This window comes from Frankia sp. AvcI1 (genome assembly GCF_001420875.1).
GTDB classification, from domain to species: Bacteria; Actinomycetota; Actinomycetes; order Frankiales; family Frankiaceae; genus Frankia; species Frankia alni.
In genome coordinates this window covers 1-23,830 of sequence record NZ_LJFZ01000053.1, presented here as the reverse complement: position 1 = coordinate 23,830, position 23,830 = coordinate 1, and the positions used below count along the sequence as shown (strand labels likewise).

Sequence of the window (23,830 nt, the reverse complement as noted above, 5' to 3'; positions counted from 1 at the left end):
CTCGGCCTCGGGTTTCACCCGGCCGTTTAACGCCCCGCGTACACCCGCGAGCAGACGGAGCCGCGCTGTGTGAGGAGCGACGCCGAACAGGTCCACGGAGACCACCGTCCGCAGAACCCCAGGACGATCACAGTTCTCCACCCGGACGGGAAGCAGCTTACGGGCGAGTCCTTCCGGGTCCGCGGCCCGCGCAGCCCGCCACTCTTCCCCGCCGTAGACCGACGAAAGATACGTCTTCGACAGGACCGCGATCGTCCGCGCCGCCTGGGTGACGCCCTGTTCCATCTTGAATCGCCAGTCCGACCCGGGCACGAAATCCCACGCCTGGATCAACACCCGGTAATCGGCGGCCTCGAGCTGCCAGGCCACCCACTCCGCCCACCGTTGATCAGCCTTGGTGTAGGAGATGAAGAAGTCCCACCCGGCCGCGCCGTCGCCAACCCCCGACATAGAGCAACATCTTTCACCATGGGCACCGTCCACGGCACATCGCGTCAGACCTTGGCATTGCTGATCGTCGCGGGGGTTGTGACGCTCCGAGGTGCCCGACGGGTCGACGCGCCCGCGGGGACGACGCCCCGATGGGGTGCCGACCGGAGGGAGGCGGGGCCCCGTCGTGGCGCGGCGGCACCGCGCAGGCGCGGCGCGCACGGCGGGGGCGCGGCGTGTGCGGCACGGCCCCCGCGGCGGCCCGAAGGGCCGCCCTTGAAACCCATAAAGAAAGTTCGCGACAGACTCTGCTATGACGTGTTGGTGCTGGTCAGAGGTCGGCGGCTCCGGTGATGGTGTGCAGGTGGTCGGCGAGGTTGCTGGCTCCTGGGTGGCCGGTGGCCTTGATCTCGCGGTAGACCTCGGTGAAGCTGTCGGCGATCATCGCGGATGNGGTCAGGGGTGTTGCGTCGATCGCCTGGTGTGCCAGCCGTAGGGCTGCGTCGGGGTCTCCGGTGCGGGCGTGGGCGACAGAGAGACTGGCCTGGAACTCCAGAAGATCGCGGGGCATGTTCGGGTCCGCGTTGTCGATGGCGGACTGAACGAGAGGGATTGCGGCGGCNGAATCACCGCCGAAGATCATCGAAACGCCATTGAGATAGAAGATCACTTCGGGGGTCACGAAATAGGCATAAGGGGGTGCGTCGTCCGGCGCGGCCTCGCCTATGTGTCGTTGGGCTTCGTCGGCGGCGGCTCGGGCGGCTTCACGGTCTCCGGCTCGGCCGTGGGCGACGGCAAGTTGTCCGGCGAGGATGGCGTTTTCGGTGGTGGTGAGCCGTCCGCGGCTTCCGGCTCGCGCGGATCGTAGAAGATCGATGCCGGTGCGGGGGTCTNCCTGTCCGCATGCCTGAACGGCCATGCAGCGCAGGATGTTCGCGGCGATGCCGGGGTTGTCGGCTTCGTGGGCGGCACGCAGTCCGACGAGGTAGAGGCGTTGGGCGGTGCCGTGCTGGCCGCTGTCCTGCGCGGTCCAGGCGGCCATGCGGGCGAGTTCGGCGGCGATGCCGTGGAGTGCCTGGCCGTCGGTCTGGGTATAGCTGGNGTTGCGTAGGACGCGGACGACGAGTTGTAGCTGTTCGAGGATCATGCCGTTGACGGCTTGTCCGCCTAGCTTGTCGTCGAGGCGGCGCAGCGCGTCCATGGTGGTGGTGAGGTCGACGATGACGGATGCGTCGGCACGTCGTCCGGAGAGCGCAGCAGCGATGCGGGCGGGATCGGCGACGAGCCATTCATGGGNGGCGCCGATGAGGGTCACGCCGGTAAGGGCGGTGAACTGGCGGCGATCGATGGCCGTCACCTCCTCCCATGCGTTGGACAGCCCGGAGGTTGTCCAGAGTTGCCGGACCCACTCATCGTGTGCGCCTGGCGGGCCGCTGGGCAAGGTGTGGCGGGTAACGATGGTGGGGCGTTCGGTTTCGCGCGTGCAAAATCCCAGGTCGACGCGGCTCGTGGCCATGACGTGGGCGTAGGCGGATTGCCAGTCCTCGCCGGGATACGCCCATCCTCGTTCATGTCTCATGATCGTCTGCTCCGAGGCGATCGGCGGGGAGAACGGCACGTCGACAGGTCGGATGGCGCGGACCTTGCGGGCGAGGGTGGCGCGGCTCCAGCCAAGGGCGTGGCGGGCGGCGGTGAGGCGTTCGGGTTCCCATCCGGGGTGACGGGCGCGCAGTATCCGGCCGCGTTCCTGTTCGGACTCGACGGATCGGGACCGTGAGAGGGCGGGCATCGGCTCTCCGAGCGCAGGCAGACGAGGGCAGAAAAAGGGTAACCGTCCGGTGACGCATTCTTTCGCGGTTCGTCTGTGGTCCGCCGGGCTGGCGGCCCTAACACTTTCCTAACCCGGCCGTGCGGGATGACGTCGAGGGCACCGGTATGTGTTGGGTGCCGGGCGGCAGATGCGTTTACGTGCCCCATCGACGGGATAGCCGCATCGGGTCCTTCCCCGTCACTCTGAAAGCACCAGCGCGAGCAAAGCCGCAGGTAGCGGACGCCGCGGTGTGCCTGCCGCCTGGCGGGGCGCTGGTCGTCAGGTTCGCCGGAAGGGGGCTGGCCATGGCTGGGTGCGAGGAACGGGCCGGGATCGGCGGGTCGGGAGACCGCGTGCCGGTCGGGTCGGTCGTCCAATGGGGGCTGGCGACCTTCGGTTCGGGGCGGCAGTTGGAGGGGCTGATTGGCCCGTTCGAATCGCCGGCGGCGGCGGAGGGGCACGCGCGGGAGCGGTGCTATGGGGATTGGACGGTGGCGCCGATGTTGTGCGTGACCACGCCGGAGGGGGTAGCGGTCCTGTGAGTCTGATCGAGGGTGACGGTCCGGACGACTCCCGGTATCGCTGGTTGCCGGAGGTGGTGTTACCCGACACGGATGGTCTGCTCGTCTGCGCGGAACCGGTGTGGGACGGGCAGGCCGGGCGGCCGAAGATGGAAGCGGACTTCTGGCCGGTCGCGGCTGGGGTGCTGCTGGAGGCTGCGTTCGGTGCGGCCGGGCGGCCGGGGGTGATGGCGGTGGTCGTGCACCGCGGCAGTCGGGATCTGGTCGCGTCGCGGTTGGCGATGGTGGTGGGCCTGCGGCTGGCGGTGCGCTCCGCCCGGCGGGGGCTGGTGCTGTGCGGCGGCCCGTTGAACGGGTTGGATGCCACGTTTCAGGGGCGGCGGCCGGTGGCGCATGAGGTGCTCGTGTGGGAGTCGGGGGATGTGTGGGTGCCCCGGCGGGTGTGGGAGGTCATGGCACCGGACCGGTATGAGCAGTGGGTGAGCCGGCGGCAGATCCTCGGCCTGGACCGGCGGCCGTGACCGCGTCCGGCGGCCAGACCGGTGACGGGCCGCCGTCGTTGGTGGAACGGCTCGGGCTGGTGTTGTCCGCGCGGATCGCCGGGGAGCTGCCCGACGCGGACCGCGACATGGTGGAGGTGGTGGTGGGTCGGGTGTTGGAGCTGCTGGCCCGGTCGGCGGCGGTGAACCGGTCGCATCCGCTGGCGGACGCGACGTTGTATCTGATGGCGCATGCGTTGGAAGACCAGGATCTGCACCGGTCGTTGGCCGGTATCCGGTTGCAGCTTCCGGGGCTGACCGTGGACACCGCGGCGTTTCACCGCGAGGCGGAGTTGCTCCGCTGGCTGGGCCGACGCGGGGGACCTTCGCAGGATTGATCGCGGCATTGTGAGCCGGTGACGGGTCAGAGGTCACGCCTTCCTGCCACCGGGGGAGGGCCTCGTGCGTCTCGTCCACACGGCGGGGTCCGCTCCCCTCGTGATCGGCACGCCGGCCGGTCACGGAAGTCGGCCCCGGACTGGTAGGCGCCCCCTCGCCACCGGTCCGGGGCCGCACTCGTGCCCAGACGAACGCCTGTTTCTCGAGCACGGTGGGGTGGCGGCGGGGCGGGCGGGGTGCGCCCCGGGGGNTCTCCGGGTCGCCTCCGGGTCTGGNCCGGGCTTTCTCCGCGTGCACTCCGGGCCGTCCACTCCGTGTCGGCTCCGGGCTGACGCGCGGTGTACTCCGCGTCTGCGCCGGCGGAATTCCGTGGAATAACCGAATCTGCACTGTTCCAAACCGGTATGCGCGGCGGCAGGGTAGGTGGAGCGGGAACCATTCCGGTTTCCGCTTCTCCCCTTCCTGACCCCCGGGGTTTTCCTGTGCGCTGCCGCATTCTTTGCCGATCACGTGAACGGTCCCAGTGGGCACCGGCCGTCGATCCCACCCCACCCGATGGGAACATGCGTTCGATTTTGGTCGTTGGGTGGGGTGCGGGTGGGGCCTTGATCGTCCTGCCGCTGGTTGCGTGTGCTGTGACGCCAGGTGGACGGGCTACCTCGTGGGGCCGCGGTGGCGGTCCGGGTCGGGCTCGGGGCGTGTCTCTGACTGCTGCCCTGTTCCTGTTGACCCTCGTTGCCGGGCCCGTGCGGCCGGCGGGAGGGGTCCGCCTGGAAGCGGTGTTCGTCTGATGCAAGCTCGACGTGACGGCGGGAACGGCCCCGACGGTGAGCCGAGGACGGATCCGGACGATGATGTTCGTCTTTACGATCCGGAAGAGGCTGCGACGTTGCTACGGGTGCGGGAGTCGACGTTGCGGGAATGGGTGCGCCGTCGCAAGATCCCACACCGACGGTTGGGGCGGGCCATCCGGTTCTCTGCCGATGACCTCCGGAAGATCATTGCCGGGTCGGGGGTGGGGCCGGTGACGGGTACCGCCGCTGCCGGGCTCGTGCCGGCCTCGGTGGTACCCGTCCCGCTACCGAAACGGCGCCGATCAGGCCGATAGCTTCTCGTCCCGGCCGGCGTCGGCGGCGCTCGTGACCCCGGTGGCGCCCATCGCCTCGGCGGCGTTCGTGACCTCGGCGGCGTCCGCGTCGCCGGTGATGAACGCGGCCTGTAGCGCGTCCAGGTCGCCCCGGTCGACTTCGGGCAACAGGTGGCCGTACCGGTCGATCGTGGTTGTGATCGACCGGTGGCCCAACCGGCGCTGGATGCTGGGCAACGGCCGTCCGGCGGAAATGAGCCAGGCGGCGTGCGTGTGCCGAAGATCATGGATGCGGAGCCCTGGGACCAACCCGGCTCNGAGGACTGCGGGCCTCCACACCCGGTTGTAGAAGTGGGAGTGACGCACGAGGGAGCCGCGCTGCGTCGTGAACACCATCTCGTCGCCCTCCTTGCCGCTCCACACCGGAATGAGCACGTCGACCAACTTCGCGGGCAGCGTGACGGTCCGCCGTGACGTGCGGGTCTTCGGCGGGCCCAACTGGAGAGATCCGTCGGCCTGGCGTTGCAGNGACTGCCGGACGGCGGTCNTCCCGGGGGTACCGAGAAGATCGACGTTCCGGGCGGTGAGGCCGGTGGCTTCCCCCCATCGCAACCCGGTCAGGGCCAACGTGGTCACCAGCGGCCGATAGTGCGGGGGCAGGGCGGCCAACAGCCGTTCCAGCTCGGCGGGGGTCAGGAAGTGCATCTCCTCCCCGCTCGCCTCCGGCAGTCGGGTCCGCGCGCACGGGTTCCCAGGGCGCATCGCCTGCGGCTCGTGGTCCACGGCGGCCTGGAACAGAACGGACAGCAACCCGTGCTGGTTGCGGATCGTCTTCGGGGCCAACCCCCGTTCCTGCAGGCCCTTCACCCACTGGCCGACGTCGGTGCTGGACACGGCGGTGAGTTCCAGGCCACCCAACAAGGGCAACACGTGGTTGCGGAGGTCGCGTTCGTAGTCCTTCGCGGTGCGNCCGCGCACCCCGGACAGACCCGACAGCCAGTACGTCGCCCACGTCTCGACGGTGCAGGGCAGACCGGCGATCGGACGCGGCGGGCGGCCGTCCTCCACCACGGGCGTCGGGCGGCGGTTGCCGGCGGCTTCGACCAGCGTCTTGTAGACCTCGGCCTCGGTACGGGAGGCGAACTTCTCGTACTCCGGGGTACTGCCTCGGCCACCCTCACGCCACATGACACGGACGTGGTTCGCGCGCTCCTGAATCCAGGCCACGCGGCCCTCCTCTCGGCAAGACCCGAGAGACAGCCTAGATCAGCGTGCTACCCGATGACCATGATCGGTGCTACCCGCACCGTGCTACCCGACCCNAAACACCTGGTAGAACGGCTGGAACTCTGGGGTGGGTGACGGGACTTGAACCCGCGACCACCGGGACCACAACCCGGTGCTCTACCAGCTGAGCTACACCCACCATGATCAATGATCGCGCCGCCGTGACCGACCGGGCCGCGCCGGCAATCCCTTACCGGTACGGATCCCGAGTGCGTCGCCTGGGGCGTCTCACCGAGCGAAGCCATCGTACCGGGCGAGGTCCCCTCGTGGNCAAGGGGGTCACGGGTGACGTGGGCGTCACGTTGCGTTCGCGCGGTCCGGGGTGGTCGACGGGGTGCCCTTCGGCGCGGCGCCCCCGCTCGGGGCGGCAGGCGCGGTCGGGGCGGTCGGGGCGGAGGCGCCGGCGGGGAGCGCGGCGAGGATGGCGTCGGTCTGGGCGCGGACCTCGGCCGCGATCGTCCGCGCCTGCTCGGTGCCGGGGCCGGGTGGCGGCACGAACAGGGCCTGCCGGTAGTAGCGCAGCTCCTCGATGCTCTCCTGGATGTCGGCCAGCGCCCGGTGGCCACCACGCTTGACCGGCGCCGCGTAGTACGTCCGCACGTACCAACGCCGGGCCAGTTCCTTGATCGACGAAACGTCGATCATGCGGTAGTGGAGGTGGGCGTCCAGCGCCGGCATGTAGCGGGCGAGGAAGGTGCGGTCGGTGGCGATCGAGTTGCCGCACAGCGGCGCCTTGCGCACCTCCGGCACGCGGGCGCGGACGTAGTCGAGGACCTGTGCCTGCGCGTCCGCCAGGGTCAGGGTGGAGGCGCGGACGGCGGCGGTCAGGCCCGAGCTCTGGTGCATCTCGCGCACGACGGGCACCATCGCCTCGAGCGCCTCGTCCGGCGCCGAGATGACCAGGTCGATGCCCTCATCGAGGATGTTCAGCTCACTGTCCGTAACCAGGCAGGCCACTTCCAGCAGCAGATCCGACGCGGCATCCAGGCCCGTCATCTCGCAGTCGATCCACACCAGACGATCCATCCCGTTGACACTAGGGTCTACGGCTCGCAACGTCACGCGCACCCCCGGGAGGTGGACNGTGTGGTNGGGCTGACGACGGTGGATGTCAGCCGTTCACACCCGTGTCGTTACTCACAGTAAACGTTATGGAGGTGTGATCGTTGGCCACCTGGGTCGGGATGGCGGTCAGCGTGTACTCCCCGTTCGGTACCTCACTGGTCTGNCAGCCCCCGACGTGCGGGTTGAACACGTAGGNGGGCTGGCCCAGATCCAGCCGATACGGGGCGATGGGCCCGTTGAGCACGAATTCCAGCGGGCCGCTGTACCCGGTTGACACCACGCGGATGGTCCGGAAACCGGAGATCCGCTCGCCCGGGCGGATGCCGGTGAAGGCCAGCGGTGTGGCCGCCGGCGGCGGGGCGGGGGCCGCGGTGACGACACGATCGGTGGCGGTGAGGGTCGCCGTGGCCGCAGCGTGCTGCTGTGGCTGGTTCTTGTCGTACCCGAAGACCAGGATCGGCATGAGTATCAGCGCCGCGAAGAACAGCGCCAGGCCGATCCAACCTCGTCTGAGGGCGTCCACGTCGTCCGGGTCCCTCCGCCATGCCGGCCCAAGGGGGATCCGATCACTCTAATGGGCCGGTTCGCGGTGCTGACCAGCGCCCTCGTCTCGGACCGGTCATGCTCGGGCCGGCATCCTCGTCTCTGGACGGGCAGCGGGGCGGGTGCCGTCAGCGGGTGCGCCGCCGCCGGCCGGGTGGCCGGCTTGGCGGGTGCGCCGGGCCGCGGTTGTCGCGCGGTCGTTGGCGCACCCCTTGTCGGCTGAGCCCCAGGATGCGCTGCTGTGCGATGCGCTCCTGCCGAAGACAGCGGCCACTATCCACGCCCCGACCGTAGCCGTGTTCGGGGCTCTGCGCGGCCGGCGTCACATGGTGTTTACCTCGCCCACGGCGTGTCGCTTGCAAACCGTATGCGGTCTTGTCCGGCCACGCCGGTCCCGTCGGTTCGATCCGCCCAGCTCACGGCGCTCGGGGCGGCTCGCGGCGGGGCGGATGGCCGCCGCGCCGCCGTCCGGCCGGTGTCCGGGGACACCGGCCGGACCAGCGGGAGAGCGCCAGGGCGTGATCAGGCCGCCAGGGCGGTGGGGGAGTGCCCGGCGCGCCCCGGTGACCGGCCGCCGTGGTCGGCGTCGAACGCGGGCTCCAGCGCCAGGTCCAGCACCTCCCGGACGTCGGTCACCAGGTGCACGGTGAGCGCGTCGCGCACCGGGGCGGGCACGTCGTCGAGGTCCGGCCCGTTGCGCTGGGGCAGCAGCACGGTGGTCAGGCCGGCCCGGTGCGCGGCGAGCAGCTTCTGCTTCACCCCGCCGATCGGCAGCACCCGCCCGGTCAGCGACACCTCGCCGGTCATCGCCACGTCGGCCCGGACCGGCCGGCCCGACAGCAGCGACGCGAGCGCCGTCGTCATCGTCACCCCGGCGCTGGGCCCGTCCTTCGGCACGGCACCCGCGGGGACGTGCACATGGACGCCGCGGTCGGCGAGGTCGCCGACGGGCAGCTCCAGCTCCACCCCGTGCGAGCGCAGGTAGGACAGGGCGATCTGGGCCGACTCCTTCATCACGTCACCGAGCTGACCGGTCAGCGTGATGCCGCCGCCGCCGGTCTCCGCGTCGNCCAGGGAGGCCTCGACGAACAGCACGTCGCCGCCGGCGCCGGTGACCGCCAGGCCGGTGGCGACCCCGGGCAGGGCCGTGCGCTCCGCCGACTCCGGGGTGTGCCGGGGCCGGCCGAGGTAGCCGGTGAGGTCCCCGGCGTCGATCGTGACCGGCAGGGCGGCCGCGCCGAGCGCCACCTGGGCGACGACCTTGCGCAGCAGCCGGGCGATCGAGCGCTCCAGGTCGCGCACCCCGGCCTCGCGGGTGTACTCCCCGGCCAGCGCGTGCAGGGCGTCGTCGCCGACGCTCACATCGCCCTCGGCGAGCCCCGCCCGGTCGAGCTGGCGGTGCAGCAGGTGGTCGCGGGCGATGACGACCTTCTCGTCCTCGGTGTAGCCGTCGAGGCGAATCAGCTCCATCCGGTCCAGCAGCGGCNCCGGGATGGCCTCCAGCACGTTCGCCGTGNCCAGGAACAGCACGTCGGACAGGTCCAGCTCCACCTCGAGGTAGTGGTCGCGGAAGGTGTGGTTCTGCTCGGGGTCGAGCACCTCCAGCAGCGCCGCCGTCGGGTCGCCCCGGTAGTCCGCACCGAGCTTGTCGACCTCGTCCAGCAGCACCACCGGGTTCATCGAGCCGGCCTCGCGGATCGCCCGCACGATGCGGCCGGGCAGCGCCCCGACGTAGGTGCGCCGGTGGCCGCGGATCTCGGCCTCGTCGCGCACGCCGCCGAGCGCCACCCGGACGAACGAGCGGCCCATGGCCCGCGCGATCGACTCGCCGAGCGACGTCTTGCCGACCCCGGGTGGGCCGGCCAGCGCCAGCACCGCACCGCCACGCCGGCCGCCGACGACCCCGAGACCGGCGTCCGCGCGCCGCCGGCGCACGGCGAGGTGCTCGATGATGCGGTCCTTGACGTCGTCGAGGCCGGCATGGTCGGCGTCGAGCACCGCGCGGGCGGCGATGATGTCGTAGGAGTCCTCGGNGCGGACGTTCCACGGCAGGTCGAGGACGGTGTCGAGCCAGGTGCGGATCCAGCCGCCCTCGGGCGAGGAGTCGGAGGTGCGCTCCAGCTTGTCGACCTCCTTGAGCGCCGCCGCCCGCACCTTCTCGGGCAGGTCCGCGGCCTCGACGCGGGCCCGGTAGTCGGCCGGCTCCGAGCCGCTCGCGCCGTCGGCCCCGCCCCCCGAGCCGTCGAGCTCGGACAGCTCCTTGCGGACGGCCTCGAGCTGGCGGCGCAGCAGGAACTCGCGCTGCTGGCGGTCCATACCCTCCTGGACGTCGCGGCGGATCGTCTCGGCGACGTCCTGCTCGGCCAGGTGCTCCTTCGTCCAGGTCAGCAGCCGCTCCAGGCGGGTGCCGACCGCCGGCGTGCCGAGCAGCTCGATCTTCTGCGCGGTCGTCAGATAGGAGGAGTAGCCGGCCGTGTCGGCGAGCGTGCCAGGATCGGTGATCGCGGACACCGAGTCGACGACCTGCCAGGCGCCGCGCTGGCGCAGCAGGTCCGTGACCAGCGCTCGGTACTCCTTGGCGAGCTTGTCCACCCGGGCGGCCTCGTCGGCCNGGGAGCCGGCACGGGTGCCGGCCGGGTCGTCGAGCGCGCCGAACGGAGTGGCCGCACTGTCGTCGAGGACGACCGCGTCCACCCACTGCACGCCCGCGCCGCTGCCAGCGCCGGAGGTGGCGTCGGCAGTGCCGGTGCCGGTGGTGTCGGTGCCGGCGGGGGCAGGCCGCACGCCGCCGACCTGGGCCCGCGCCGTGCCACGCACGACCGCCGCCGAGCCGCCGCGCGGCAACCGGCCGACCTGCTCGATCACCCCGACCGTGGCGACCTCGGCGAGCTCGCCGCCGACGCGGGGGACGAGCAGCACCTCGGCCGGCCGACCGGCGGCCCGACTGGAGATCCCCGGCGCGCGGGCGTCGGAGGAGCCGGCTGACCCGCCGGTACGGGCGGCGTCCACGGCGGCTCGGGTCTGCTCGTCGGACATGTCGAGGGACACGACCATGCCGGGCAGAACAACAGCGTCGTCGAGCGGCAGGACGGGCAACACCCGGATCTGTGGCATGTGGTCCACCCTCACGTGAGGAAGTTGAGTCACCTGGACTGAAGTCCCATCAGCCTACCGTTGTTCCCGACGTTGCTCGCCCAGAGCGAACATCTGCGGCCGCCCGCCGCCCGCCGCCCGCCGCCGCCCGCGAGCACCCCTGCTTATCCGGAGGGTGCTGTGACCGATATATCCCTCTGGATAAGCGGGAGGGCGCGCCGCTACGGGGTGGGTCGGGTGAGGGGCGCGGGTCGGGCGAGGATGTCGGGGGCGGGAAGGATTGCGGCGGGGGCGTGGTTGTGGGGTCAGGTAGTTGCATGTACAACTGTCTAGGACGCTGGGACGGGCCCGCCAGGGCCGGCCCGCCGGGCGGCCGCTAGCACAGCCAGGAGGACGACATGCCCGCCGTCACCGCCGACACCGTCCGGCTGCCCCGGCTGGCCGAGCCCGCGCTCGGCGCCGTCGACCGCCCGGTGCGCACGATCACGACCGCGCCCAGCGGCTTCGAGGGCGAGGGGTTCCCGGTCCTGNGCGCCTTCGCCGGCGTCCGGCTCACCGACCTCGATCCGTTCATCCACATGGACGAGATGGGCGCGGTGGACTACGGACCCGGCGAGCCCAAGGGCACTCCGTGGCATCCGCACCGCGGCTTCGAGACCGTCACCTACATGATCGACGGCACCTTCCAGCACCAGGACTCCCACGGCGGCGGCGGCCTCATCACGGACGGTGCGACGCAGTGGATGACCGCCGGCGCGGGCATTCTGCACATCGAGACGCCGCCGGAGGAGTTGGTCGTGCGCGGCGGCCTGTTCCACGGCATCCAGCTGTGGGTCAACCTCCCGGCCCGGGACAAGTTCACCCCGCCGCGCTACCAGAACCTCGAGGCNGGGCAGGTGGAACTGGTCGCCTCGCCGGACGGCGGCGCGCTGCTGCGCGTCATCGCGGGCGAGGTGGGCGAGCACCGGGGCCCGGGTTCGACGCACACGCCGATCTCCGTCGTCCACGCGACGGTGAGTCCCGGGGCGCGGGTGCACGTCCCCTGGAACCCGGAGTTCAACGCGCTCGCCTACGTCCTCGGTGGCCGCGGCACGGTCGGCCCGGCGGGGCGGCCGATCGAGGCCGGGCAGCTCGCCGTCCTCGGCGCCGGGGACCTGGTGACGGTGGCGGCCGACGCGCGCCAGGACGCGGCGACGCCGGGGCTGGAGGTCCTGCTCCTGGGCGGGCGTCCGATCCGCGAGCACGTCGAGGCGTACGGGCCGTTCGTCATGAACACCCGGGCGGAACTGATCCAGGCCGTCGAGGACTTCCAGGCCGGCAAGCTCGGCGTCATCCCGGCCAACGCCCTCATGCCGCACCGCGGCTGAGATCGGTCGCGGTCCGGGTCGCTCGTGGTGCGGGTCGCTCGCGGTCCTGGCCGGTGGCGTGATCCAGTCCGGTGGTGTGATCCGGGCCGGACCGTCTCTGCGCGATTCGGACGATCTGCATCGTCGCGTTCCCGGAATGACTCGTTCGGGCAATTGTCTCGGTATGCTGGATCAGCATCCGGATGACGGGATCGGACGTCCGGTGACGAAATGCCCGCAAACGGCCGCCGGGGCTTGATGCCGGCGGCCCGCGCGCCTACGTGGATGCGCGTGGCGTCCATACCGTCGCTGGCCGGCCGTGCTGGCATGGGCGAGGGGGCGTCGTGTGGCAGGAGCCTGAACCGACGGGAGGCGGGCCCGACCGGGATCCGCGGCCGCGCCGGATGGAATGGCCGGCGGCGAGCGTCCTCGGTCGGATGGCAGCGGAAAGTCGCGCGGAGATCCTGCGGCTCGGTACGTATCGTGAATACGCGAGCGAAGAGATCGTCATGCACGAGGGCGACCNCACGAACTTCGTCGTCCTGTTGCTCAACGGCTGGGTGAAGGTCACCGCCGCCACCGAGAACGGCGGGTTCGCCCTGCTCGCGATCCGGCACGGGGGCGACCTCGTCGGTGAGCTCGCCGGGCTCGACTCCGAACCGCGGGTCGCGACCGTGACCGCGGCCGGTGCCGTGCTCGCGAAGGTCGTGCGGGCGGACGCCTTCGTCGCGTTCCTGCGCCGCCAGCCCGACGTGCACCAGGTGCTGAGCAGCACGATCGCGGCGAAACTGCGCTCGGCGACCCGGCGGCGGGTCGAGTTCGGTGGCTGCTCGGTCGCGGTACGGGTGGCGCGGGTGATCCTGGAGCTGGAACGGGCCTACGGCGGCTCGTCGCCGGACGGGCGCCGATCCGTCGGGGTCTCGCTCACCCAGCCGGAGCTCGCCGCCCTCGTGGGCGCTGCCGAGCCGACGGTCCACAAGGTGCTCCGGGACCTACGCCAGCGCGGCGTCCTCGCCACCGGCTACCGGGCCGTGGTGATCCAGGATCTCGACGCGCTGCGGCTCGCCGCAAACCCGTGAGAATACGGGGCGGCCGTCCTCGTTGCCGGTGACACTGAAACTCCCCCGGCTCCGACCCGCGGAGGTTCAGCGTGAGTGAAAGGCCACCGGGTATCCGGCGGTTGTGTGTCGCGATGGAGATCGACGGGGATGCCGGCGAGATACCCGGCGTGGTACGGCCGCGGCGGTGGCGGCGGGATCTCGGCGCCGTCATCGAGGAACTCGGCCGTGTCGACGCTCTGGACCGGGCGCACTGGAACCCGCCCGCGGTGGGAGGCGGGGAAATCGCCTTCCTGNCGCCCGGAATCGACGAGGGGTGTTTCGTCGCGGAATTCGTCACCACGCTGCGTTCCGCCCTCGTCCGGTTGAACGGCGGCGTGCCGCGGACGGAGCGGGTTCGCCTGCGGGTGGCGCTGCACCAGGGAATCACCTTCCTCGACGGTTCGGGCTTTATCGGGCGGGCGGTGGTGAAGGTCGCCGCGCTGCGCGACTGCGCCGCGTTACGAGCCGAGTTGCGGTGCCATCCGAGTGTCGATCTTGCCCTGGCGGTGTCCGGCGATCTCTTTGACGACGTGGTCGAGCACGACTATCCGGGGTTACGCGGCCGCGACTTTCGGTCGGAGCAGGTGCGGCTGGGGTCGGGGCCCGACGCCGATGCCTGGTTGCTCACGCCCGTCCTCACCGGGGCGACCGCCCGGCCCGCCGCCGCGACGGCCCCCCGGGACCCGGCCGCCGCGGCGGCCTCGCGGGGCCAGACCGTCGCCCGCCGCCCGGAACAGCCCCGGCGGACGGCGGGACCCCCGCTGTCCGCCGTCATCGCGGCGCCCGCCGAGGCCTGGCCGGTCCGCGCCCGCTGAGCCCTCGGGGCCGTGCCGGCTCGGGCAGACTGGCGGGATGTTGCGACACGTCACGGCGGTGCGTTATGCGACGCCGCTGCGGGAGGGTGGGAGCCTGCCCGGCCTGATGGAGGGCGACGACCTCGGCACGTGGGTCGTCAAGTTCAGCGGCGCCGGGCAGGGACCGAAGGCGCTGGTCGCCGAGGTGATCGTCGGCGAGCTCGCCCGCGAGCTCGGGCTGGCGGTGCCCGAGCTCGTCGGCATCGACGTCGACCCCGAGCTCGGCCGCACCGAGCCGGACCAGGAGGTCCAGGATCTGCTGCGGGCCAGCGCCGGGCTCAACCTCGGCATGGACTACCTGCCCGGGTCCATCACCTACGATCCGCTGGCTTTCGACGTCGCCCCCGAGACCGCCGCCCAGGTGCTCTGGCTCGACGCCCTGACGCTCAACGTCGACAGGTCCTGGCGCAACCCGAACCTGCTGGTCTGGGGCGGGCGGCTCTGGCTCATCGACCACGGTGCCGCCCTGTACCCCCATCACGACTGGGCGAGCGCGNCCTCGGCGGCCGGCCGGGTCCTGCCCGGCATCGCCGACCACGTGCTCCTGCCGGCGGTGGCCGCGCATCCCGCGACGTTCACCGCCGCCGACGCCGCGCTGGCCCCGCGGATCGACGCGCAGCTGCTGACCGCGGTTCTCGACCGGGTGCCCGACGCCTGGTTGGATGTCCCGCGCGCCGACTACGTCCACTGGCTGCTGGCGCGGCTGGAGGCCCGGACGACCACGCGTGACGCGGTCACCGCGGCGCTGGCGCAGGCACGCCCGGCCACCGAGGTGGCGCCGGGCGCCCGAGTGGCGGCCGCCATGGTCGCGAGCCGCCGACGCGACGCGACGGGGCGGCCGGACTGGCTGCGGGCCGGGGACTGGCTGCGGACCGGCGGGACGGCGCCGACGGAGAGCCGCGATGCGTGAGCTGTTCGAGTACGCGGTGATCCGGATCGTCCCGCGGGTGGAGCGGGGCGAGTTCGTCAACGTCGGCGTGATGCTGTACTGCCAGCGCTCCCGCTACCTGGATCTGCGCTGCCGGCTCGACGAGGGGCGCCTGGGCGTCCTCGACCCCTACCTCGACCCGGCCGTCGTCGTCGCCCATCTGGCCGCGTTTCACGCCGTCTGCTGCGGCGGCGAGCAGGCCGGCCCGGCCGGGCGGCTCACCGCCGGCGAGCGGTTCCGTTGGCTGACCGCGCCGCGCAGCACCGTCCTGCAGACCTCGCCCGTCCACACCGGCCTGACCGCAGACCCGGCTGCCGAGCTGGACCGCCTTGCTTCCCTCCTGGTCGACCCCCCGGGCCCCCCGTCGGCCCCCGACACCACGACTCCTGACCGGCCGCGTCCCGCGACAGGCCGCGCCCCTTGACCGGGCGGTGCCCCCTTGACCGGCGGCGACTCCGCGACGGCGGGTAATGGTCGTCCCGACAGGTAGCGCCTGCCTCAGCGGGTGTCGGCGGTCGGCTCCGTCCCGCTCGACCCGGCGAGCGGCGGCCCGGACGGCCCGGACGGCTCGGACGCGGACCGGCGACGCCCCTGGAGCACCGCGACGAGCTGGTCCGTGGCCAGCAGCAGCACCGTGAGCCACGACACCGTCGCGACCCGGCCGAACGCCTCCACCCAGTCGCCGTTCGTCGGCAGCGAATGGCGGGCCTGCACCTCCAGCACGTACAGGGCGCTGACCGCCAGGCAGGCCGCCGGGCCGATCCGGGTCAACCACCTGCCCCGCGGGGCGAGCAGCGCGATCACGGTGGCCAGGGCGACGACGATCCCGGCGGCCACCGAGACGAGGACCGTGGCGAGCAGCCCGGCCCCCACCGCCGCGTACGCCGTCGTCCGCCCGTCGATCCGCGCCGGACGGATCGACCAGGGGTCGACCGTCGGCAGGTCCGCAACCGCTCCGGGCCCGGCCGCGCCCGCCGCCGCGCGCCGCCGCCGCGTGCGGCGGGTGGTGAGCAGCAGCAGGGCCAGGAAGAACACGACCGTCACCGCGGACAGCACCAGGGNATAGCGGACGATCTGCTGCGGCGCCCAGGTCAGGGTGACGGTGAACGCCGCGGCCGTCGGGTTGATGCGCCAGCCGTTGGCGTAGCCGTCGACCAGCCGCGGCTGGCCCGCGTCGGCGCCGTTCACCGTCGCCTTCCAGCCCCGCGACAGGCTCTCGCCGAGCACCAGCCAGAACGGCGTCCCCGGCTGGGCCCCCGTGACCTGCGCGGTGAACGACGTGGCGTCCGAGGACTGGACGGTGATCCGCGGTGCCGACCCCGCGGTCGAGGTGCCGGCCGCCGTGCCAGCAGTGGCAGTGCCAGCGTCGGGGGTGCCAGTAGCGGCGGTGGTGCTTGCGGCGGGGGTGCCGGCGTCGCCGGCGCCCAGCCAGGGGCCGCCGCCGGCGTCGGAGGCGAGCAGGAGGCGGTCGATGTCCACGCCCAGCTTGGCGCCGTCCCCGGTCTTGATCACGTGCTCTCCGGGGCCGAGGGTGAGTGCCCCGCCGCAGGTGGACACCCGCAGGCCGAGGCGGTTCACCGCGTCGGAGGTGGAACCGTCGATGCGCACGCCGACCGGGTGGCCGTCGATGCTCAGCAGATCGTCCCGGCAGGTCCCCGCAAGCTGCGCCGGGAGCAGGCCGGTGGCGCCCTGGCCCGCGCTCGGGGCCTCGGTGGCTCCGCTGGCCAGGCCCGGCAGCCCGATTTCGGCGATGCCCACCGGCATCGACAGGGGCGACCGGCTGATCGGGTCGATGCTCTTGACCGTCCGCGCGTCGTCGACGACGAACCGCCAGGTGCTGCCGGTGACGGCAGGGAAGGTCAGGGTCACCTGTCGGGTGCCGCCACGCTGGGCGGTGTCGGTGACCGGCGGCACCGGCACCGAGCCGACGACCCGGCCGTCGACCACCAGCCCGATCCGGGTCGGCACCGAGTGCCGGCCGTCGGCGACGAGCGACATCGTGACCGAGGAGGCGGTGATCGGGGTCGGCGAGGCGACCTGGAGCCAGCCGCCCTCGGGGTCACCGATGCCGGGGCTCCACGCGGTGGTGACGTCGCCGTCGAAGGCGCTCGACGACCGGGCCGCGAGCGAACCGGGCAGACGGCCGGACGAGGACACGACGGGCAGGTTCGCCGGCCGGCCGAGCAGGCGGTCGATGTGGTCGTCGGCGGCGTACGCGGAGATCCGCGCCGTGCCGGTCAGCGCGAACGTCCGCGCCGTCGGCAGGGCGAACGACCGACTGATGATCTCCTCGGTGTCCTGCTTGAACGGCTCGGCCGGGTTGGCCCGGTCCCGCGACATCTGCAGGGCCAGGCGGTGGCCGAGGGAGGAGGCCCCGGCGGCGTCGAGGCTGTCGCTCGGCATCCGCAGCACCTCGTCGGCGGTCAGNGCCCTGCCGTCGGCACCGGGGATCTCGACCTCGGCGAAGCCGACGGCGGAGACGTTGTCATAGGTGCGCTGGCGGCCGTAGTTCGTCGCGTCGACCCGGATGTGCAGGGTGCGGAACGTGCGGGTCGGGAAGCTGACGACCTGGCCGACCTGGGTGCGCGACGACGGGGTGAGGTCGACGGTGACGGGGGAGCCGCCGTCGAAGGTCAGCGTCGCCCGGGTGATGTACCGGTTGCGGGGCCCGGACAGCGGCTGGGTGAGCCGGACGTGGTCGGTCGTCGTCGGCGCGGCCAGCGTCGTCTGCCACGCCTCACCGGTCGGGTCGGTGAAGGCGCCGACCCGCCAGGCGGTGTTGATGTCGCCGTCGATGCCGCGCACCGGCCGGTCCCATGGGCCGTAGGCGAAGGAGTTGCCGTAGGCCGANGCCGTCACCGCGGCGATCTTCGCCGGGGTGCCGGGGGCGTGCAGGGCCGCCGTCGTCTCGTCGGCGGTCGTCTCGTTCTCGAACAGCGGCAGCCGGTTGTCGTTCGGGTCCTTCACCAGGGGGGCGACGCCGGGCTGCTCGACGTAGCCGAAGTTCTCCCGGACCCCCGTCCAGCGCTCGGCCCGCANCCGGTTGGTGTCGCTGACGAGCAGGTCGGCGCCGTCGTCGAGGGCCTGGGCGAGCTCGCCCGGCTTGCCGGCCAGCTCGGGGGCGTAAAGAATCGCCCGCCCGGACGCGACGGGCTCGGCGAGCAGCCCGGAGGCGGCCGCGTCGACGAGCGCCTCGCCGTTGCCGCTGACCAGCAGCGGCCGGGNGGTGGTGGCGGTGCGCACGATCGGCTGGGTGTTCGACACGCCGAAGACGGCCAGCGCCGGGGGATCGGGCACCGAGGCCTTCGTGCCGAGCGTGATCTCGTCGGTGAAGGGGATCCCCGGATCCTCGGCCACCGGCGGTCCGTAGGTCTGCGGCGCGCCGAGCCCGGCCGGCCGGGTGGAGGTGAACAGGTCCCACGTCGAGCGGGGTCGCGGAGTGCGGTAACGCTCGTAGGCGAGGTTGCTGCGCAGCATCACGTCGCCGACGCCCATCAGCCGCGCCAGGTCCGGCACGGCGGAGGTCTCCAGCACGCCCTCCTGCATCCGCCGGTCCAGCGAACGGACCAGGTCGACGGTGCCGGCCTCGCCGTACGGGATCAGCTCCCGCAGGACCAGCGGCCGGTCCATCAGGCCCTCGGTGACCGGGTCGAGGGTGCTGCCCCAGNGGTAGTGCGAGAAGTCCGCGCCGGGCAGCTCCAGCACCCGCGAGCCGTCGTCGCCGGCGTCGAGCGCCTTGGCGACCTGCGTCTCGTACGCGGGCACCTGCTCGGGCCGCTTCAGCAGCGGCTCGACGAACTCGCCGCGGAACAGCGGGGACATGTCCGCGGCGATGAGGACCAGCACCAGTCCCATCGCGAGCTGGGGAACCCCCGGCCGCCAGCCCCGCGCGCCACCGCCGGCGGTGGTGGCGCGCGCGCCGCGCCCGCGGCCGCCGCCCGGACCGGACCCGGCCGCCGCGCGTGCCGCGTACCGCTCCTCCAGGGCGGCCAGGCCGCCGGCGAGCAGCACCGACAGGCCGAGGGCGACCATCGGGACCGCGCGCGGCAGCGAGCGCAGCGCGAGTCCGGCCGTCGACCCCTCCGCGAAGTCCTTGAACAACCGACCCCAGGGGGAGGGATCGTCGTAGGGGTAGACGCCGACGGCGATCGTGGTGCNCAGCAGGATGAGCGCGACGAAGTAGCCGCGGTGCCCCCAGCGGATCGCCGAGGCCGCCGCGAGCGCGAGGATCGGCAGCGCGAAGCTGACGACGATCAGCCACAGGTCGTGCGTGTAGTGGGTGGCCGGCCCGATCCACGGGCCGAGCGCGTCCTGACCGTAGAAGAACCAGTTGCCCAGGCCCCGCAGCACCTCGGACGCCTGCGAGCTGCTGGCGACCGTCTCGATCGTCTCGGTGAAGGCGAGCACGTTCAGCCCGTAGCCCGCCTGTGTGTACAGCCCGGCGATCCACCACGCCGAGGTGACGACGACGGCCAGCACCGCCCGGGTGCACATGCCGGTGGCGGCGCCGAGGNGGACCTCCCGCGTGCCCCACANGGCGAACGGCACCCACAGCAACGGCGCGAACAGGATGAAGATGAGGCTGGAGGCGTTGATGCTGNCGATCGTGGTGACGACCAGCGCGAACGCGGCGGGGAAGCGCCAGCCCGCCGGCCGCCAGCCGGNGCGGCCCGGCTCGGCCTCCCGCAGGCCACGCACGGTGATGCCGATCAGCCAGCCCAGCCCGGCGTAGGGCAGCAGGATCGCCGAGATCCGCGCCTCGTACTCCAGGATGTAGGGCGAGAGCATGTAGCCGGCGGCGGCCACGAACGCGAACCGGTCCGNCCAGCGGAACGAGCGCAGCAGGAAGAGCACACCGGTGCCCGCGCCGAACAGGATCGAGCCCGTCCACAGCCGCTGCGCCACCCAGTCGGGCAGGCCCGCGGTGTCCAGCAGCCAGTAGAACAGCCCCTGCGGGTACAGGTAGCCGATGTTCTGGTGGGTGACCGTGCCCATGCCGATCGCGGGGTCCCACATGGAGACCGCCCGGCGCAGCATCCGGCCCGGATCGAGGTAGAGGTACGCCTTCGTGTCCGCGCCGATCCTGCCGGGCGCGGTGGCCAGCAACGGCAGGTAGGCCACGGCGGCCAGTACCAGCGTGGGCCAGGACGGCAGCAGCCGGCGGCCGCGCGGCACCGCCGCCTCGGCCCGACCGGCCGGGCCCGGCCGGCCACCGGTCCGCGGGTCCGGGCGTCGCCCGGCCGGGGTCGCCGGGTCCGCGGTGCGCGGGTCCGCGGTGCGCGGGGACGGGGTCTCGGCGGGGCCGCCCGGCGACTGGGGGCGACCCCCGTCGGCACCGGACGGTGACGTGGTCAGGGTCACCGGATCACCGGGGTGGTCGCCAGGGTCACCGGCGCTGGCCGATCACGTTCGCGGCGCGGGCCGCGGGCGAGGCGGACCCGCGCTGGCGGGCCGCCTCCCGCACGAGCGCGGCGAACGTGGCACGGGCCGTCTCCGCCCAGGTGAACGTCGCGGCGTGGGCGAGGGCACCGGCGGACAGCCGGGCCCGCAGGTCGTCGTCGGAGAGCACGCCGGCCAGTGTCTTGCCCAGATCGGCCGGGTCCTCCACCAACACGCCGGTCTCACCGTCGACGACCGCGTCGGTGTGCCCGGCGATGCGGGTGGCCACCGACGGCGTTCCGCAGGCCGCCGCCTCGGTGATCGTCATTCCCCAGCCCTCGCGGGCGGACGCCGAGGTGAGCACCCAGGCGCGCCGGTAGAGCGAGAGCAGCTCGTCGTCGTCGACGCGCCCGACGAGGCGCAGCCACGCGCCCGCCCCGGCGGCCCGGATCTTCTTCTCCAGCTCCGGCCGCTCGTAGCCCTCGCCGACGATCACCGCCTCCATCGTCGGGTGTTCGTCGTGGGCCCGTAGCAGGCCGTCGATGAGGACGTCGAAGCGCTTGACCGGCACCAGCCGGCCGACGGCGACGACGAGGGGATGCGGGGACCGCTCGCCGGCCGGGGTGAACGCCGGGTCGATCCCCGGCGGCACGACGGAGATGTTGCGCGGCGGCAGGCCGAGCAGCTCGATGATCTCGTGCCGGGACGACTGGGACAGCGTCAGGATCCGGGTGCGCCGGTAGAACGGCGGGGCGACCTTGAACTCCACCGTCTCGCCGACCTTCGCCAGCTTCGGCGAGAGCACCATCCGCCACATCTCGGCGTGCACGTGGTGCAGGAACACCACGCGCGGGCAGCGGGCCCAGACGGGGGAGAAGAACGGCATGCCGTTCCAGATCTCCACCAGGCCGTCCCACGGGCCGGTGCGGCCCAGCGCGCCGGACAGGGCGGTGNGCGGGAAGACCGAGTAGCGCCCCGCCTTGCGCACCACCGCGTAGCCGTGGCGGCGGACCGACTCCGGATGGCCGGGGGCGAAGGCGGTGCGCAGGCTCACGTCGATGCCCGCCTGCGCCCAGCGCTCGGCGACCTTGTCGGCGTGCAGCTCCGAGCCGCCGGACTCGGGGTCGTCGAGGTCGCGCCAGGCCAGCACGTGCACGCGGCGCAGGCCGGAGGTCTCGACGAGCTCGGCGAGCGAGGGGGGCCGGGGGACGTCCTCGATGCCCGGCGCGCCGAGCTGCGGGGCCAGGATTCCCGGCGGCACCGCGGTGCCGGCGCCGGCCTGGGGCAGGATCAGGCCCGCGGGCGTCGGCGGGATCGTCGCGCCGGGGCCGGGGCCGGGGCCACGGCCGTTGCTCGGCGCGGTCATGCCCGGGCCGTCCGACGGGCCGCGGCAAGCACCGACAGGCCGGTGACGACGGCCAACGCCGCCTGGCAGGCGAGATCGGCCCGGGCGGTCGCCGTCGGTGAACCGTCAGCCCACAGCAGCAGGGGGACGGCCGCCGCGGCGGCGAGGCCCAGGGCCAGCAGGACGCCTCGCTCTCCGAGAGCGAGCAGGTAATGGGTGAACAGCACGGTAGCTCCGAGACAGGTCATCGCTGCGGCCAGGGGGAGGAGCGCGCCGGAGGCGTCGGTGAAACGGGGGCCGAAGGCCAGGGAAAGCAGTTTCTCCGGTGCGATGAGAGCGGCGGAGAGCAACCCCATCGCCGGCACGAGGAGTATCGCGATCGTCGCGCCGAGTTGATGCAGAGCATGCTGCCCGAGATGCCGGCGGTCCGCCGCCTCCGGGAGCAGGAATCCGGCCAGCACCACCGCGGCCAGCACGATCACCTTGCTGGCGACGGAGACGGCCGCGTAGGAGCCCGAGAGGTCCGGGGCGAGCCGGCCCTGCAGCAGCACGTCGACGTTCTGCAGCAGCCCGAGCAGCGCCAGCGCGACCAGCGCGGCGCCGACCTCCACCGCCAGCCGGGTCGGCGCCTTGACAGCCACCGAGGCGGGTGCGGCCAGGACGGGCGGAGCCGAGGGCGCGGCGGGGGACGGCTGCGCGCCGCGGCCCATGGTTTCCGGGCTTCGGTAGAGAGTCCACCGCACGTGGGCGAGGGCCGCGAGCACACCGAGCAGGACGCCGATCGCCGCGCCGGACTCGTCGAGGCCGACGAGCACCAGGCCGATCGTGAACACGGTCTTCACCGCGGCGTCGACGAGCAGGTTCGTGGCCAGCGCCGAGTACTGCCGGGCGCACTGGAGCAAGCCCCGGTCGACGCACAGCAGGCACCACGCGGCCCCCGCCGTGATGATCTCTGCGACGCCGCCGGGGCCGGGCAGCGACAGTTCGCGCGCCACGTACCCCCGCCCGATGATCGCGAGCACCGCGACGACCAGCACGGTCGCGACGCCCACCCGGCGGACCCGGTTCACCCAGTCGGCCATGAGGTGCAGCCGGCCGCTGTGCTGCCAGGTGGTGACCCGCCGGACCACCCCGACGAGCAGCGCGCTGCCCGGCATCGACACGACGAAGAAGATCGCGATGAGCTGGGCCACCGCGCCGTAGGACCGGGTGCTCATCGCGCGGGCGATGATCAGGGTCACGCCCATGTTCGCGGCGTTGGCGAGCAGGCCGGCGAGGGCCAGGGGGACGGCGCCGCGCAGCGCACCGCGCAGCCGGGTGCCGCGGGTCTGCCGCAGCCGCTTGCGCAGCGTCCAGCCGTCCGCGGCCTCACCGGCGCGCTGCGCCGGCGCGGCGTCGGCGGGAACAGGTCCGGCGACCATCGCCCCTGTCGCCGCCATCGCCCCTGTCGCCATCGCCCCTGTCGTCAGGGGACCTGTCGCCATCGCCCCTGTCGCCAGCGGCCCTGTCGCCAGCGGCCCGGCGGTGAGCGGGCTCACCGCGATGGGTCCGGTGGTGCTCGAGCCGACGGCGGCGGACCCGGAGCCGGTGGGGAGCGGCCCGGTGGTCGCCGGGCGGTTCAGCGCCGGCCGCACCGCCATCGGGCCGGTCGAGGCGGGATCCGAGGCGGCCGGCCCGGGTCTCGGTCGGTGCGCCGCCGCGCGCCGGACAGTGGGCGAGAGGTCCCCCGGCGGGACGGCGTTGCGGTTCATCAGCGTCCTCCCCGACGACACACGCAGGCGTCATCCCCGGCGCGCGCCGGGGAATGCCCGTGCGTGGCCGGTTCACCCGCGGCGGGGCGGCCGGCCGCGCGTTTCGTCCGGGGAAGGGCGTTCACCTGATCGTCAACGCCTTGCCTGTTGACTCCGCCTCAAGGGCCAGGTCGGCGTCGACCATCATCGCGATCAGCTCCTCGAACCCCACCCGCGGGGTCCACCCCAACACCTCCCGCGCCTTCGACGGATCCCCCACCAGCACATCCACCTCCGCCGGCCGGAAAAACCGCGGATCCTGCTTCACCAACCCCGACCAGTCCCCGATCCCCACCCGCCCGAACGCCGCATCCAACAACTCCCGAATACTGTGCGTCACCCCCGTCGCCACCACATAGTCATCCGGCGTCTCCT

13 protein-coding genes, 1 tRNA gene and 20 pseudogenes are annotated in these 23,830 nt (G+C 72.9%); 9 read left to right on the top strand and 25 right to left on the bottom strand.

Going from position 1 to position 23,830, the window contains the following annotated elements; translation table 11 throughout:
* Nucleotides 1–450: toll/interleukin-1 receptor domain-containing protein (locus tag UK94_RS31025; protein WP_157734532.1), on the bottom strand; the 450-nt coding region annotated here is incomplete at its 3' end.
* 1,276 nt (nucleotides 451–1,726) lie between these two features.
* A pseudogene (locus tag UK94_RS71630) lies at nucleotides 1,727–2,218 on the bottom strand (XRE family transcriptional regulator); the annotation flags it as partial.
* 559 nt (nucleotides 2,219–2,777) lie between these two features.
* Here UK94_RS71630 and UK94_RS31010 point away from each other — a divergent pair.
* A complete protein-coding gene (locus tag UK94_RS31010; protein WP_011602940.1) occupies nucleotides 2,778–3,281 on the top strand; it encodes a hypothetical protein in 504 nt (167 codons plus the stop codon).
* Nucleotides 3,278–3,637, top strand: coding sequence for a hypothetical protein (locus UK94_RS31005; protein WP_011602941.1), 360 nt, complete (start codon nucleotides 3,278–3,280; stop codon nucleotides 3,635–3,637). The genes UK94_RS31010 and UK94_RS31005 overlap by 4 nt, the downstream gene beginning before the upstream one ends.
* 1,406 nt (nucleotides 3,638–5,043) lie before the next feature.
* On the opposite strand, the gene UK94_RS71625 is transcribed toward UK94_RS31005, so the two are convergent.
* The 9 genes and pseudogenes from UK94_RS71625 to UK94_RS71595 all read right to left on the bottom strand — a co-directional run.
* Nucleotides 5,044–5,253: hypothetical protein (locus tag UK94_RS71625; RefSeq protein WP_235490829.1), on the bottom strand; the 210-nt coding region annotated here is incomplete at its 3' end.
* Nucleotides 5,254–6,075: 822 nt separating this feature from the next.
* Nucleotides 6,076–6,151: transfer RNA gene (locus UK94_RS30995), tRNA-His, on the bottom strand.
* Nucleotides 6,152–6,309: 158 nt separating this feature from the next.
* Nucleotides 6,310–7,038, bottom strand: coding sequence for an oligoribonuclease (orn, locus tag UK94_RS30990; RefSeq protein WP_050997041.1), 729 nt, complete (start codon nucleotides 7,036–7,038; stop codon nucleotides 6,310–6,312).
* Between the two features lie 235 nt (nucleotides 7,039–7,273).
* Nucleotides 7,274–7,600: hypothetical protein (locus tag UK94_RS30985; RefSeq protein WP_235490818.1), on the bottom strand; the 327-nt coding region annotated here is incomplete at its 3' end.
* Between the two features lie 542 nt (nucleotides 7,601–8,142).
* Nucleotides 8,143–8,689 (bottom strand): annotated as a pseudogene (locus UK94_RS71620) (S16 family serine protease); the annotation flags it as partial.
* A 1-nt stretch (nucleotide 8,690) separates the two neighbouring features.
* Nucleotides 8,691–9,106 (bottom strand): annotated as a pseudogene (locus UK94_RS71615) (S16 family serine protease); the annotation flags it as partial.
* A gap of 31 nt (nucleotides 9,107–9,137) precedes the next feature.
* Nucleotides 9,138–9,653, bottom strand: a pseudogene (locus tag UK94_RS71605) (AAA family ATPase); the annotation flags it as partial.
* A gap of 1 nt (nucleotide 9,654) precedes the next feature.
* Nucleotides 9,655–10,231 (bottom strand): annotated as a pseudogene (locus UK94_RS71600) (endopeptidase La); the annotation flags it as partial.
* Nucleotide 10,232: 1 nt separating this feature from the next.
* On the bottom strand, nucleotides 10,233–10,734 hold a 502-nt coding region (locus UK94_RS71595; RefSeq protein ID WP_235490816.1), incomplete at its 3' end, for an LON peptidase substrate-binding domain-containing protein.
* A 377-nt stretch (nucleotides 10,735–11,111) separates the two neighbouring features.
* Here UK94_RS71595 and UK94_RS71590 point away from each other — a divergent pair.
* From UK94_RS71590 to UK94_RS30955, 7 genes and pseudogenes are all read left to right on the top strand, one after another.
* Nucleotides 11,112–11,243, top strand: a pseudogene (locus tag UK94_RS71590) (pirin family protein); the annotation flags it as partial.
* 1 nt (nucleotide 11,244) lies between these two features.
* Nucleotides 11,245–11,602, top strand: a pseudogene (locus UK94_RS71585) (pirin family protein); the annotation flags it as partial.
* A 1-nt stretch (nucleotide 11,603) separates the two neighbouring features.
* Nucleotides 11,604–12,080 (top strand): pirin-like C-terminal cupin domain-containing protein (locus UK94_RS71580; protein ID WP_313949623.1); only part of this gene is annotated, 477 nt, incomplete at its 5' end.
* 383 nt (nucleotides 12,081–12,463) lie between these two features.
* Nucleotides 12,464–12,584, top strand: a pseudogene (locus tag UK94_RS71575) (Crp/Fnr family transcriptional regulator); the annotation flags it as partial.
* 1 nt (nucleotide 12,585) lies between these two features.
* Nucleotides 12,586–13,138: Crp/Fnr family transcriptional regulator (locus UK94_RS30970; RefSeq protein ID WP_235490813.1), on the top strand; the 553-nt coding region annotated here is incomplete at its 5' end.
* Between the two features lie 873 nt (nucleotides 13,139–14,011).
* A pseudogene (locus tag UK94_RS71570) lies at nucleotides 14,012–14,509 on the top strand (HipA family kinase); the annotation flags it as partial.
* 406 nt (nucleotides 14,510–14,915) lie between these two features.
* Nucleotides 14,916–15,365: a DUF3037 domain-containing protein gene (locus UK94_RS30955; RefSeq protein ID WP_055752642.1), complete on the top strand. Its 450-nt coding sequence runs from the start codon at nucleotides 14,916–14,918 to the stop codon at nucleotides 15,363–15,365.
* 2,004 nt (nucleotides 15,366–17,369) lie between these two features.
* On the opposite strand, the pseudogene UK94_RS71550 reads toward UK94_RS30955, so the two are convergent.
* From UK94_RS71550 to UK94_RS30935, 14 genes and pseudogenes are all read right to left on the bottom strand, one after another.
* Nucleotides 17,370–17,791, bottom strand: a pseudogene (locus tag UK94_RS71550) (hypothetical protein); the annotation flags it as partial.
* A 1-nt stretch (nucleotide 17,792) separates the two neighbouring features.
* A pseudogene (locus tag UK94_RS71545) lies at nucleotides 17,793–17,979 on the bottom strand (hypothetical protein); the annotation flags it as partial.
* A gap of 1 nt (nucleotide 17,980) precedes the next feature.
* Nucleotides 17,981–18,165 (bottom strand): annotated as a pseudogene (locus UK94_RS71540) (hypothetical protein); the annotation flags it as partial.
* 1 nt (nucleotide 18,166) lies between these two features.
* Nucleotides 18,167–18,608 (bottom strand): annotated as a pseudogene (locus UK94_RS71535) (alpha-(1->3)-arabinofuranosyltransferase family protein); the annotation flags it as partial.
* A gap of 1 nt (nucleotide 18,609) precedes the next feature.
* Nucleotides 18,610–19,098 (bottom strand): annotated as a pseudogene (locus UK94_RS71530) (DUF3367 domain-containing protein); the annotation flags it as partial.
* A gap of 1 nt (nucleotide 19,099) precedes the next feature.
* Nucleotides 19,100–19,454, bottom strand: a pseudogene (locus UK94_RS71525) (alpha-(1->3)-arabinofuranosyltransferase family protein); the annotation flags it as partial.
* Between the two features lie 23 nt (nucleotides 19,455–19,477).
* A pseudogene (locus UK94_RS71515) lies at nucleotides 19,478–19,541 on the bottom strand (hypothetical protein); the annotation flags it as partial.
* A gap of 1 nt (nucleotide 19,542) precedes the next feature.
* Nucleotides 19,543–19,605 (bottom strand): annotated as a pseudogene (locus UK94_RS71510) (hypothetical protein); the annotation flags it as partial.
* 1 nt (nucleotide 19,606) lies between these two features.
* A pseudogene (locus UK94_RS71505) lies at nucleotides 19,607–19,764 on the bottom strand (hypothetical protein); the annotation flags it as partial.
* A 1-nt stretch (nucleotide 19,765) separates the two neighbouring features.
* A partial coding sequence (locus UK94_RS71500) for an alpha-(1->3)-arabinofuranosyltransferase family protein (protein ID WP_235490811.1) occupies nucleotides 19,766–20,302 on the bottom strand: 537 nt, incomplete at its 3' end.
* A gap of 25 nt (nucleotides 20,303–20,327) precedes the next feature.
* A pseudogene (locus UK94_RS30945) lies at nucleotides 20,328–21,273 on the bottom strand (glycosyltransferase family 4 protein); the annotation flags it as partial.
* 1 nt (nucleotide 21,274) lies between these two features.
* Nucleotides 21,275–21,686: pseudogene (locus tag UK94_RS71495) on the bottom strand (glycosyltransferase family 1 protein); the annotation flags it as partial.
* Nucleotides 21,683–23,416 carry a hypothetical protein gene (locus UK94_RS30940; RefSeq protein ID WP_256790212.1) on the bottom strand — a complete coding sequence of 578 codons (1,734 nt, stop codon included), beginning with the start codon at nucleotides 23,414–23,416 and terminating at the stop codon, nucleotides 21,683–21,685. The pseudogene UK94_RS71495 and the gene UK94_RS30940, both read right to left, overlap by 4 nt.
* A gap of 121 nt (nucleotides 23,417–23,537) precedes the next feature.
* Nucleotides 23,538–23,830, bottom strand: a 293-nt coding sequence (locus tag UK94_RS30935; protein WP_200912952.1) for a GDP-mannose 4,6-dehydratase, incomplete at its 5' end; no start/stop codon positions are given.

Coding starts and splice junctions, on each gene's coding strand:
- UK94_RS30955 (WP_055752642.1), top strand. CDS start 14,916: ATGCGTGAGCTGTTCGAGTACGCGGTGATCCGGATCGTCCCGCGGGTG.
- UK94_RS30940 (WP_256790212.1), bottom strand. CDS start 23,416: ATGAACCGCAACGCCGTCCCGCCGGGGGACCTCTCGCCCACTGTCCGG.
- orn (WP_050997041.1), bottom strand. CDS start 7,038: ATGGATCGTCTGGTGTGGATCGACTGCGAGATGACGGGCCTGGATGCC.